12 protein-coding genes and 1 riboswitch are annotated in these 12,153 nt (G+C 62.5%); of the genes, 2 read left to right on the forward strand and 10 right to left on the reverse strand.

All coding sequences use genetic code 11. The features are described 5' to 3' along the window. Nucleotides 1–145: 145 nt before the first annotated feature. The gene (locus tag Q1K09_RS12255) at nucleotides 146–472 is read right to left on the reverse strand and encodes a DUF6112 family protein (RefSeq protein WP_300345736.1); all 327 of its coding nucleotides are present in this window, start codon (nucleotides 470–472) and stop codon (nucleotides 146–148) included. Nucleotides 473–595: 123 nt separating this feature from the next. Then, nucleotides 596–862: a DUF6112 family protein gene (locus tag Q1K09_RS12260; RefSeq protein ID WP_138254015.1), complete on the reverse strand. Its 267-nt coding sequence runs from the start codon at nucleotides 860–862 to the stop codon at nucleotides 596–598. An 898-nt stretch (nucleotides 863–1,760) separates the two neighbouring features. Between Q1K09_RS12260 and Q1K09_RS12265 the strand changes: the two genes are divergently transcribed. Further along, nucleotides 1,761–2,480, forward strand: coding sequence for a copper resistance CopC family protein (locus Q1K09_RS12265; RefSeq protein WP_300345721.1), 720 nt, complete (start codon nucleotides 1,761–1,763; stop codon nucleotides 2,478–2,480). Between the two features lie 236 nt (nucleotides 2,481–2,716). Further along, nucleotides 2,717–4,546 (forward strand): cytochrome c oxidase assembly protein, encoded by a 1,830-nt coding sequence (locus Q1K09_RS12270; protein WP_300345723.1) that lies wholly within the window; start codon nucleotides 2,717–2,719, stop codon nucleotides 4,544–4,546. A gap of 178 nt (nucleotides 4,547–4,724) precedes the next feature. Here Q1K09_RS12270 and Q1K09_RS12275 read toward each other — a convergent pair whose 3' ends face one another. From Q1K09_RS12275 to Q1K09_RS12310, 8 genes are all read right to left on the reverse strand, one after another. After that, nucleotides 4,725–5,072, reverse strand: coding sequence for a multidrug efflux SMR transporter (locus tag Q1K09_RS12275; RefSeq protein ID WP_300345725.1), 348 nt, complete (start codon nucleotides 5,070–5,072; stop codon nucleotides 4,725–4,727). Nucleotides 5,073–5,075: 3 nt separating this feature from the next. Beyond that, nucleotides 5,076–5,390, reverse strand: coding sequence for an SMR family transporter (locus tag Q1K09_RS12280; protein WP_300345727.1), 315 nt, complete (start codon nucleotides 5,388–5,390; stop codon nucleotides 5,076–5,078). A 16-nt stretch (nucleotides 5,391–5,406) separates the two neighbouring features. Beyond that, a riboswitch (guanidine-III (ykkC-III) riboswitch) is annotated at nucleotides 5,407–5,472 on the reverse strand. Between the two features lie 52 nt (nucleotides 5,473–5,524). Next, nucleotides 5,525–7,771 (reverse strand): hypothetical protein, encoded by a 2,247-nt coding sequence (locus Q1K09_RS12285; RefSeq protein ID WP_300345729.1) that lies wholly within the window; start codon nucleotides 7,769–7,771, stop codon nucleotides 5,525–5,527. Between the two features lie 8 nt (nucleotides 7,772–7,779). Further along, nucleotides 7,780–8,121: a helix-turn-helix transcriptional regulator gene (locus tag Q1K09_RS12290; protein ID WP_300345731.1), complete on the reverse strand. Its 342-nt coding sequence runs from the start codon at nucleotides 8,119–8,121 to the stop codon at nucleotides 7,780–7,782. 5 nt (nucleotides 8,122–8,126) lie between these two features. Further along, complete coding sequence (locus Q1K09_RS12295) at nucleotides 8,127–9,245, reverse strand: site-specific integrase (RefSeq protein ID WP_300345733.1); 1,119 nt, start codon at nucleotides 9,243–9,245, stop codon at nucleotides 8,127–8,129. Nucleotides 9,246–9,416: 171 nt separating this feature from the next. Further along, on the reverse strand, nucleotides 9,417–11,069 hold the full coding sequence (locus Q1K09_RS12300; RefSeq protein ID WP_300345734.1) for a M23 family metallopeptidase: 1,653 nt from the start codon (nucleotides 11,067–11,069) through the stop codon (nucleotides 9,417–9,419). Nucleotides 11,070–11,110: 41 nt separating this feature from the next. Next, complete coding sequence (locus Q1K09_RS12305; protein ID WP_300345737.1) at nucleotides 11,111–11,821, reverse strand: hypothetical protein; 711 nt, start codon at nucleotides 11,819–11,821, stop codon at nucleotides 11,111–11,113. 81 nt (nucleotides 11,822–11,902) lie between these two features. Beyond that, on the reverse strand, nucleotides 11,903–12,153 hold a 251-nt coding region (locus Q1K09_RS12310; RefSeq protein WP_300345735.1), incomplete at its 5' end, for a hypothetical protein.

The raw sequence follows: 12,153 nt of genomic DNA on the forward strand, positions 1-12,153 counted from the left end.
CCTCACCGAGCTTACGGATGATCTGCTCCGGGGAATGCCGTTTCCTCTTCGCGGTCATAGTCACACCAGTCTTCCTCCCGCTAAGGGCGGGCGCTAGTGCAACTCACATAACTACTGGACCGAATCTAGGGGGTCACTCCAGGGGTTAGACCTGCTGGCCGACGTTCCAGAAGAAGTTGATCAGTGTGACGCTGGCTCCGCAGATGATCGCGGCCCCGCAGGAGACCAGCACGCCGATCTTTCCTCGGCCTGCCAGATGCGGGTTGGAGCTGTTAGCTCCGAAGCCCCACACGATCGCCGAGATAATCAGCGCCAGCACGGAGAGCACCAGGCCGATGGTCATGACCGCCCCGACGATGGTGCGCAGCTGGCTGATACCCGGCAGCCCGGATTCGTTCGGGCTGATGTCGATCTGAGCCACCACCACCGGATCAGCCACCGGGGTGGGAGTGGCGAGTGTGGCGGTGTGGATGGCCTCAGAGAGTGTGATGAGAGTGTCCACGACAACTTCTCCTTCAGATGAGAAACGAGTGGGTCGTGAAGGAGGTGCACACCCTATCCCCGCCCTGCATGGACCGGGCCGGGGCAAGGATGGTTAGAGATGCCCGCCGAGGTCGATCAGCCAGTTCATCCAGGTCATCGCCCCACCGGCGAGGATCGCCGCCCCGAGGCAGACCAGCACCCCGGTCCTGCCTTTGGCTGCGGAGGCTTGGTTGCCGTGTGAAGATGCGACACCCCAGATGATCGCGGAGACAATGATCATCAACACTGCGACCACCAGCACAAAGGTCAGCAAAGCCCCGACCACCTCACGCAGCTCAGCGATCCCGGAAAGGCCCTCAAAATCGGGAAAGACGCTCATGACGGGCTTCCGCCGACGGACGGTTTACGCCGCCTAGGAGTTTTTGCCTTTTCCATAGCTACTAGGTGCTCTACTGGACCTCACGCCGATCGCGGCCTCATGGGTCGGTGTGTACAGGTAGTAGACTTCTACAAGCCGTAGAACTTATTGGGCTACTGCCCGAACTGATGCCGTGGAGGTAGTCGCATGGGCCGAAGGGAGACTCGGCATGATTCCGAACTTCACGGGCCATGGCGGGTGATCCGAGGCATAGTTCTTGGTCTTGTTGCTGTAGCTTCCACCGCTATAGCTCATTACGCAGTCACGGGACACGTGCCGCCTGTCACTACCATTTTGTTGGCTCTTGCGATTACAAGTCCGGTTTGCGTAGCCCTCTCTCGCCTTCCCTGCAGCCGACTTCGCTTGGCTGGGGCGGTGCTACTCGGTCAATCAACGCTTCACCTGCTCTTTGGAGACACGAGGGCAACAGTCGGGGACCATCACCATCAGTTTCTGCTGCATACGGAACCCGGCGCTCTGTTCACTCACATCATTGCGTTGTCAGTTACTTACGCTGCGGTGCGAAAAGGGGACCAGGTAGCCCGTGTTCTCCAGCAGATACTTAGGCTGGCTTTCCTCAGCCCGTTTCCAGAAGTCAACACGACGCGATGTTATCCGAGTCATGTCCCGGCGGTAACTGCTGCGTGGGTTCCATTTGAGTCTCGACCTGGCGATAACCCTAATCCTTTACGAGGCCCGCCAAAGCCCCTCTGCTCGTTACCTCGGTGACACCTGGCGAAGTCTTAGTAGGACAGGCCCGTCACCGCATCGTGCGACCCCGATCGCTAACGCGCTGAACCACGCGCTCTAGCCTCCTTTGAACTCTACCGCCGTCCTACATCGCGCAAGGAACCACCCCGTGAAATCAACCTCAGATACCGTAGTCTCAGACCACAATCCCACTTCCTCAACATACGGACCGCTGAAACGTGGGCTACTAGGAATCGGAGCATTCCTCTCCGCCTCCGTGGTGGCGCAACTTTCCTCTATTGCGCCAGCGGTGGCCCATGATGTGCTGCTCTCCTCGACCCCAGAGCCGGACCAGGTTGTGAGTGAGCCTCTCCACGCAGTGGAGCTGGAATTCTCTGGCTCCGGCTTGATTGCCAGTGAATCTATTAACAACGTGATCCAGGTAGTGGACTCCGACGGGGAGAACTGGGCCGGCAATGTTGAGGTCGACGGCCCGACCGCTACTGCTGAGCTAGATGACGAGTTGCCCGATGGCTCTTACGAAGTCGTCTATCGGGTCGCCTATTCGGATGGTCATGTTGAAGAAGAGTCGTTCGACTTCGAGATGCGTGCGAATCTAGAGAACCCTGTAGAAGACGCGCAGGAGGACCAGCAAGATAGCGGTGCCACTACTGATGAAGAACCGGAACCTACTGATCAAGCTCCGAGGCAGGAGGTCCCGAGCGACGAGGACCGAACTACATCCGACGAGCCTGAGTCGACGTCGGTGTGGCCGGTCTTTGCAGTGATTGCCGCGGTGCTCGCTGCCGGTGTTGTGACCGTGCTGGAGCGTCGCCGGGCAAGAAGTAAAAAAGCGGATGATTCCATTCGTGAAGACCCCAGACCGTGATCCACTGACAGATAGGACGGTCGAGGGATATGTCTGACGCCAGCAACCACTCTAAACACTCGAAACTAAGAAACTTCGCGCGGCCTTGGATAGTTAGCGCAGTCCCACTTGCGGGCTTGCTCGCTCTTATCACTGCCGGAGTAACCACCGGAGTTGGTGAATCCACTCAACTCTCCGATCCTGGGGCAGCAACTCGATGGGGACTTTCTATCGCGCGATTTGTGCACTACTCAGCGATGGCGACCGCTGTCAGTGCTGCGCTATTCGCTGCAGCAATCCTCCCTATGAGGGGGAAACTCGCGACAGGCTCATTTTCACAGCAAGTACGTGAGGAAGACGAGCTATCCCCACTTATGAAGAGTGCATTGCTCATTAGTGGGATTGCAGGCCTCGTCTGGACGGGAGCGGCACTTGCGGTCCTGGTCTACAGCTACTCACTTATCGCAGGCGAGCCACTTTCAGCCTCACGGGAGTTCTCCCGCGGCTTCTTCAATTATGTCCAGTCGGTAGAGACAGGCCAGGCCTGGATTGCAGTAGTGGCAATTTCAGCAACTTTTACTACGGGCCTCTTTGGTTTTCGCTCAAGAAAGGGAGTGCTCCTACTTGTACTGCTCGGTCTTAGCGCGATCATCCCTATTGCGCTCGTCGGGCACTCCGCCTCTGCTGAGAACCACACGGAAGCGGTTACCTCTTTAGTTCTTCATATTTTGGGACTAACCCTGTGGGTGGGTGGCCTCTTTGTTCTACTACTCCTTGGGCTGGCGCAATGGGTACAGAAACCACCAAGAAGCAGAAGAAGTGAGACCTGTCGTGAACTCGATCTAGTGATACGCCGCTATTCGAGAGTCGCGAGCGTCGGGCTCGCTCTCACCGTCGCTTCAGGGGTAATAAACGGCATGTTGAGGATAAGAAACGTTAGCGAACAGCTGACGTCTGAGTACGGCGTCATGCTCCTTGTCAAAACTGGTGCGACCGTACTTCTTGCTGGTATCGGCTTCGTTCTTCGACAGTGGGTGATTCCGCAGATACGGGGAGCCGATGATGACTCTAAGCACGGACCTGTGACCTGGCTGTGGCGACTCATATGGGTCGAGGCTCTCCTGATGGGTGCCATCATTGGCGTTAGTACTGTGCTTGCGCGAACCGCGCCGCCTAGTAATGAGCAAGAGTACATAGACGCCACGCCTGCTCTTATTCTTACCGGTTATGAGATGCCGCCTGACCCGGAGCTTACCCTTTGGGCGACCCTTTGGAGGCCGGACTGGCTGTGGACCGCTGTCGCTATCACGATGGCTATTTGGTATCTCCGAAGTATGTGGAGACTGGAGGGCGCTGGTGAGAAGTGGCCTCTCAGTAGAAGCGCTTCGTGGGTACTGGGAGTCGTGCTACTGGTATGGGCGACTTCTGGCGCGCCGGCAGTGTATGGAAAGGTTTTGTTCTCGGCCCACATACTGCAGCTTATGGTGATCACTTTCCTCATCCCTGTGCTGCTCGTGTTCGCCGATCCAATCACCCTAGCTAGGCGGACGACTAGAGGGCGAGAGGACGGCACCCGAGGTCAGAAGGAGTGGCTGAGCCAGATTTTTACGTCCCGCGTGTTCTCATTCATGGCACACCCGCTAGTGTCCGGTATATACCTAGGCGTTTCTACCGTGCTGTTCTACTTCACTCCGGCCTTCAGAGTTTCACTCGAATATGTTCTAGGTAACGGGCTGATGATTGCTCACTTTCTTACTGTGGGCCTGATTTTCTTCTACGGGATCACCGGGGACCACGCGCGTCACTCACGTGGAACACCCATCCGGTTGTTTGCACTGGTGCTGCTGTTAGCGCTATTCGCTGTACTTGCGACGGTACTTTCGGCCTCCTCTCAGGTTTTAGAGCCCGATTGGTTTGGGGTCCTCGCCCAGGAACTCCAAATTTCGGCCCTAGCAGATCAGCAGGTTGGCGGAAGAACATTATGGGTACTTCCTGTTGCTCTGTTGGCATACTTCACCGTACGAGAAGTACTGCATCGAATAGGGGTGCGTGCCCAGCTCGAAAGATCAGCGAATGAGCAAGCCTGATCGCAGACGTGTCGTCCCTAATCAAACCGGCGTAGGCAATTGTTCGGAGCGTTCGTATTCCATGCTGATGAGGTGCGCGGGCACCCTCGTGGCGTAGCGAACTTCCGATGCGTAACGGGGTGACCCGTCTGGTGGCGCGGGTGTTCTGCCTGCGCCACCAGTGCGTGGGGTGAGTCGATCAGGTTGTCGGTTGCTCTTCGTCGTGAGTGGCGTGCGGGACGAGTTTGAGTCCGACGACCGCAGCGATGATGCCGGTGATGAAGATGACCTTGCCGAGGGAGATCGACTCGGTGCCGGTGGCCATCGCATAGGCGACGGTCAACGCCGCACCGACCCCGACCCACACGGCGTAGGCGGTGCCGATCGGGATGTGCTTGAGCGACCAGCCCAGTCCGACCATGCTGATCGCCAGGGCGATGAAGAACACGATCGTGGGTGCCGGTTCGGTGAAGCCGTTGGACATACCGAGTGCGGTGGCCCAGATCGCTTCGAAGACGGCGCTGAGGAGCAGGATGACCCACGGCATGGCTTAGCTCACCGCCTTCAGGCCGATGACCGAGCCGACCAGCAGCACCAGCAGTAGTAGGCGGGCGATGGTGGGCCGCTCCTGTTTGGTGAGGAATCCCCATAGCACGGTCAGGGTCGCGCCGATGCCAACCCACACGGCGTAGGCGGTGCCGGTTGGAAGGTCGGTCATCGCCCAAGCAAGGCCGGCCATGCTCAGTGTGAGCGCGATGAAGAAGACCACAGTGGGTCTGCGTTTCTTGAAGCCCTTGGACTCTGAGAGCGCGACGGCCCAGACGGCCTCCAGCGCACCAGAGATGATCAGAATGGTCCAGGCCATGACGAGACGTGCCCCTTTCGTGGCAGTCTTGTCGTGGTGCGGGTACTGCTCCCTCGTCCGCGAGCCCGGATGCGGGCTCTGATCTCAGATTTTACCTGACTTCACTGCGTTTGGGCTGGTCAGATTGATCACCATCAGCGCGGGCGTTCACGTCGCGATGCTTGCTGACTGCTTGTCCTGATTGGCACGTGGGCGGCGTAGTTGTTCCAGGCGGCGCCGGTGAGTTCGGCCCAGCGGGTGGCGGTGGTGATGTGGATGCCGACGAGGGAGGCGAACACGGCCGGTGGAGTCGTGGCAGCCAGGTGCAGCAGCGCGGTATTCCTGCTGGCGCGAGTGGTGATCCCGAGCCGGTTCATCCGCGCCATCAGCGAGGTGGGGTGCAGGTGGGTGCCGGCGTTCTTGCTGGTGAACAGCCACCGGGGGTCGGCCAGGGTGCTTGCGGTGCCAAAGGGTTTGGCGACCGGCAGCGCCTTGACCATAGCGTCCAGCGGCGGGATGAGTAGCAGGGGTTCGGGGCCGAGTGTGAGGTAGGTGCCTGCGTCACGGACCTGGATATCGCTGGTGGTCAGAGCGGCGATCTTGGTGACGGGTTGGGCGTAGAGCAGGATCAGGCAGGCCGCGGCACGGTCTTCCACGCTGGCGGCGTCGGGGTCGTGCAGGAGCCGGCGGGCAAGGCCGAGCTGTTCCTCGGGGTCGACGTCGTGACTGGGGTCTTTCTGCCTGATGGGGTCGGGCAGTTGGCATCGGGTCAGGTAGCCGCCTTGTTTGAGCCAGCGGATGAACCCGATGCGGCGGGTTGAGTCCCTGCTCAGCCATGTCTCGAGCTGGGCTTGCGGGAAGTCGTGGAGGGTATGGCCGCTGGCGGTGAGGTGGTCGATGAAGTTGCGGGCGCTCTGGATGTTGGCCTTGGCTCGTCCGGCGGTCGTCGGTGAGATGTGGCCATGGCGGTTGGTCTTGACGCGGCCGATGACGTGCCAGCGGGCGTAGCGGGACAGCGCCCCGCGGAATTCGGGGTTGGTGATGTCGGTGGCAGCTTCGGCGGCGTAGCGGCGCAGCCGGACGGCGTTCTCGTCGCGTGGTGGGAGTGCGTCGGCGGCGACGAGCATGGCGCGCAGGTAGGTCACCGAGAAGACCTGCGGGCGGGCATCGAGAGCCTCGTGGCTCAGCTCGAGCCGGCCTTGGGCGATATCGCTGAGTAGATGCAGGCTCGACAGGTTGTGCCAGTTCGTCAGCAGTGACCGGGGCCGATCACTCGCGGCCAGAGCGTCGCGCACGGGCACCAACTCGGGGCGGATCAGCCCGTCGGGGCCAGTGAGCGCGGCGTCGATCTGGCCGATGGTCTGGCAGGAGAAGCAGCGGGGCCGGCCGTGGTTGGTGGTGCGCCGGCCCAGGGCCTGTTGGCCGCAGATGGAGCAGTCGACGACTGGGGCCTGGTAGCAGGTCGGGCAGATATCGGGGCTGGTGTCGGTCGCCTTCAACGCCACTCGCCTGTGTCGACCGCAGACGCCGCAGAGCCGTCGTGGATAGCGGTAGCAGCGTGCGCACAGGTTCTTGCCGGCGTTGGTGCTGGTGGTGGTGCGTCCATCGGCTCGTGTTTGCAAGGGTGCGATCTGTCCACACTCATCGCAGGGCGTGGTGCCGGTGCGGGCCTTGGCGTAGCAGGTCGTGCAGATCGCGCCGCCGTCGTCGGTGCGGGCATTGATGCGACGCTGCTGGCCGCAGACCACACACGGTGCGGTCGGTGCCTGCTTGGCCCGGCACGAACGGCAGTACCGGCGTCCGTCGACCACCGATTGCTTGACCGAACCGGGCCGGCCGCAGCCGTCGCAGGGTTGCTGTGGTCGGGCGTGTTCGTGGCAGCGCGAACAGATCGGCTGCCCGTCGGCGGTGCGGGCCTTGATGCGCCGATCTTCACGCCCGCAACCCGAACAGGTCGCGGTGTGCTGCCGGCTGTAGCAGCTGGTGCAGATGCGCTCACCGTCGCCGTGGGTGTGGAAGAGGGTGCGGGGCCGCGAGCACAAGGCGCAGGAGGGTGAGACGAGCCCGTCGATGCCAGCGGCGATAGCGGCGTAGATGAACTCGCTGACGACCTTGGGCATCCGCGATCCGCCTGCGGTGAGCACGCCCGGCTCGGCGGCAAGATGTTTGACGAGCTGCGATCTGGCGTTGGCGGCGGGCGCCACCGAGGCCAGTAGTTCCTCGACGAGTTCATGGCTCATGCTGGCATCAACGGTGCGCAGCAGGTCGAGAATCGTTGCGTGCTGGGCTTCGCGTTTCGCGGCAAGACGAGCGGTGGCGAGCCGTTTGTCGCTGCATCGGCATCGCGGGCCAGGAACGTTGGAGCGTTGGATCGGCAGGCCGCAGTCCGGGCACTGCCGCATGCCTGCGCTCAGGACTCGTCAGCGCCGCGGATGGTGGCGCGCTTGGGACGGTTCTTGCTGGGTTTGGGCGGCGTCGCGCCGGTCGTTCCGGTCTTGTGTCCACGGCGGGAGTTGGTCGCGACGTAGGGCTCGATGAGATCGTTGGGGGTGACGTCGAAGATGTCGCAGAGTGCGGCGAGCATCCGCATGTTCAGCCGCTCGGGCTCACCGACCACGATCCGGTAGACCTGCGTGGAGGTCATCACCACGCCCCGGTCGGCCAGCAGCGGCACCAAGTCGGTTGTGGACTGCATGCCGTGTTCGTTCATCACCTTGCGCAGGTGCCAGTGGTAGGCGACGGCCTTCGTCATATCGATCAGACCTCCTCGGTCGCGGGCGGGGTGAACGCGCCATCGAGTGCGCGGCGCAGGGTGCGGTTGCGGTAGTCGCCGGACACGCCGGTGTAGAGGGCGGTGGTCGAGCCCCAGCGGTGCCCGACCTGCTGCTGGACGAACAGCGGGTCGAAGCCGTCCTCGATCAGATGCGTCACATAGGAGTGCCGCAGGCAGTGCGGGTGCAGCGCGGGATCGAGGCCCAGCTCGTCGCGGTACTCGGCGAACCGTATCCCGATGTAGCTGCCCGTGATCCGCGACTGTCGTTTGGTCGGCCAGAGCATCGCAGTTCCGCCGGTGTCGAACAGCGGCAGGACCTCGGTGACGTACTCCTCGATCACTGGGCGAGTCCAGTCGAACACCGCCAGCACCGTCCGACGCCTGGGCTGGGAACCGCGGCTGGCCTTGGCCCAGCGGACGTTGCAGACCCCGAACCGGCCGAACTCGGTGGCCGTGGGATTACGAGTGAAGTCGTGCAGGTCCAGCATCGCGACCTCACGGCGACGCAGGCCAAAGGCATAGATCATCTTGAACAGCGTCGCGTCGCGAAACAACGACTTCCAGCCCTTCTTGCCTCGCGTGCGGGCCCGGTCCACGCGATCGTCGGCATAGTCGAAGAACTCCTGGACCTCGACCCGCGACAGCGGCCGCACCGCCGGGCGTGCCTCGTGATCGCTCGTGTGGATGACGGTGTTCCACTCATGGCAGACCTGCACCGGGTGTGTGCCGAACAGTTCCTCGCACCGCTCGGTCCAGCCGTAGCGGCGGTCGGTCAGGTAGTCGCAGAACAGCGCGACCGCATTCTGATAGGAGCGGATCGTGCCATGCGAGCACGGACGTTCACCGGAGACCAGTTCGGTCGTCCACTCCTCGACATCGGCCGGCGTCCACTCCCACGGCAGGCTCCCGCAGAACCCGGCGAACCGGCGCACCTGAGCCAACCGCGCCCGGATCGTGTTCGGGTTCAACATCCGCGAGGACTGCTGTGCCGACCAGCCCGCGAGCATGTCATCGAAGACCTGCTCGGCCGGGCGCAGCAACGCTACGTTGCCCGGCCTCAACGCCGTCACCGATCCAGGCTGCTTACCGTCCTCTAGGTCCACCCTGCAAGTCTTACATCTAATGTAAGAAAAGTACATCTGATGTAAGCCTGGGCGCGTTTCCCCTGGTCAGAGGCGGCTTTCGAGCACGCCAACGTGCTTCACTGATACCCTTGCCTGACCAGGGAACCGCATGATCCCGGCCGTCGCCGCTTACATCTAATGTAATAATTGCTAGTTGTCAGTGACGGTGATATGGAGGTGGTCGTAGTGGCCACCTGTGGGGTCGTTGGGGTCGTGCATGCCACCGCCGTCGTAGGGCCGCCAGCCTTCATCGGCTCGTGAGGCGACCCAGATTTTCCCGTCGAAGATCAGGTATTCGACCCCGAGGGTTTCGGCGTGGTCTTTGACCCAGTTGGTCACCTCCCACCCAGCCTGACGTTGGGCCTCGGTGGGGAAACTGCCGATGGGATTGCCGAAGGTGACATCGCAGGCCCGCCCCAGCGGGTGCTCGGAGTCCTGGCCGGGGCGTTCGTCCCAACAGACCCAGGAAGTCTCCGGGAAAGCCTCGCTGGTCTGCTGGTAGAGGTGCAGCATGGCGGCGGTGATCTGCCCACCGGTGGTGGGGTCATCGAGCATCTGCGACCCATCACCGCCACTCGGTTCCGGCTCGCCGGCTTCCGCGGTTTGGTCGGGTTCGGTGGGGCAGTCTTCGCCCTCTGCACCGGCTGGTTGGGTGCTGCTGCCGGACCCGGTGCTGGGGGCGGGGTGGGCGTCGTGGGTGGCTAGCCAGGGTTCGGGGTCGGTGTGTTCCCCGGTGTCTGGGCCGCCGGGCCAGATTTCTAGGTGCAGGTGCGGGCCAGTGGACTGCCCCGAGTTGCCCACATCCCCAATGTGGTCCCCGGCAGAAACGGTGTCTCCTGGTTGGATGTGGATGCCGGTCTCCCACATATGGATATACACCGAGGACACCGCTTCACCGTTGATGGTGTGGTCGATGACGATCACCCCGCCGCGGGCCTCGTTGTAGTCAGCCGAGGCGACGACACCGTCGGCGATGGCATAGATCGGGGTGCCATCCGGTGCTGCCCAGTCGGTGCCAGCGTGGAAGCTGTCTTCGCCTGTCACCGGGTGGACCCGAGGCCCGTAGTCGCTGGTCTGGACCGCAGCATCCTCCGGTAGGGGGAAGACCACCCGGCCGGACTCCGGCACCGAGGCTGGCCCGGCCTCGCTGCCGGCGGTGAGTGCTTCCAGGATGGTCTCTGCGACCGGTTCATAGTTCCTGTACCGGTCCGGGTAGGCCGAGACTTCGACGGCTTGGGCGGCCTCGCCCTTGTCCATCTCCTGCCAGCCGGGGATGTCGAGCAGCCCACGCGGTGAGCCGCTATTCGGCCCTTCTGGGCCGCCGAAGAACGCTTCTGCTTGGTAGATGGGGTCCATGAGGTCTTCGACGGAGCCCCACCCGGTAGAAGGGCGCATCTGAAACAACCCCAGGCTGTCGTGATCGGAACCGTCACCGTCGTTGGGATAGTCAGCAGAGTCCGGGTAGGCGGTCTCATTGGAGAGCTGACGCAGGGTGGATTCAGTCAGTGCGGCCATCAGTGCGATCACCAGCCCATCCCGACTCACCGCCTCGATGCTGGTCCCTGTTTCGATGATCGTCGCCGCGTGGGTGAGCTGCTCCTGGTTCAGGGTGAAGGTCTCTCCGTTGGCGGTGGTGACCTCCAGTTCCTCGGGGACCTCACCGACGGTGAGGTGCGGGCTTGCCCCGGGCACTGTGCAGGAGGCTCCAGCACTGGGGCTCATCAACGCGCCGACCGAGACCAGGGCGACTGAGGGGCCAAGCATGGCGAGTAGGACCAGGATGATGGCTGCTTTCTTCGACACCGGTCAGGCACCTCCCTTCATGCCAGTCGGGTCAGGGGCGGTTAGGTCAGCGCGTTGTCGAGTTCGGAGAGCCGCAGCAGGTGGCAGGTCTCATAGGCAGGGGTGCAGACGATGAACACCGTGAAGGAGACCTCGTGCTCACTGGTGACCGGTTCGTCGTTCCAGGTGCCCTGTCGGTGCCGGGTGCCGGTGATTGTGTAGGCCACCGTGCCTTCGGTGATCTGCCCGGGCTGGGCCTGGGCCAGAGCGTCCTCCCAGGCCTGCGGGACATAGACCTCATCAATGCTCAGGTGCTGGGAGGTGGAGTGTCGGCGCAGTTGAGTCCAGGCCTCACGAGTGGGCAGGTAGGTGGCCACATCAGAGGCCAGGCCTGCCTGTTCGGCCCCGGTGGGGTCACCAACTTCCAGCAGCGCGGAGGTGTAGTCCAGAGGCATGAGCCCCGAGGCGGTGTCCCACTCAAACAGGGCAGTAGCGACGTTGCGGGCGAACGTCTCAGGATCGGCGGATTGTTCTACCGGTGGGACCACTGGCTGTCGCACATCAGAGCCCGACTGTTCGGTGTGTTCGCTGGGTGCAGCCGGTGTGGGGTCTGGGGTCTGCGCAGTCGTCGGCGCGGGCGGCTCTGGCTGGCGGGGTCCGGTGGCCAGCCCGTAGATACCCACTGCGACTAGTAGGAGCAGGGCCAGACCAGCGGCAAGTGCGGCCAGCAGTTTGGGCCGGGAGAACACAGTGGAGAACTCAGGGAGCTTCATACCCACCAGGTGCACACCCACGCCCCAGAAGGTGTTCACCGCCGCCACTGGATGGGTAGGCGGGAGAGAGGTGGGTGGGGGTTAGAGGGCGCGTAGATGCCCACGCACCGGCACAGTCCCGCCGGTGCTGGTGTCGTCAGTGCGGGCTTCGCGTGCGGCGTGGAGTTTCTCAGCGAAAACAACGGTGGCTTCCACGGTGGCTTGGAAGCTGCGGTACTGCTCATCGGTCGGGGCTGATGCAGGGATGGGTGACAACTGATCTGGCTCGGTCGCCCCGGGCCTGGAAGGATTGTCATCATGCCCAAGCCTTATCCAAAGGAGTTCAAAGAGGA

It is taken from the genome of Nesterenkonia sp. (assembly GCF_029265375.1).
Lineage (GTDB): Bacteria > Actinomycetota > Actinomycetes > Actinomycetales > Micrococcaceae > Nesterenkonia.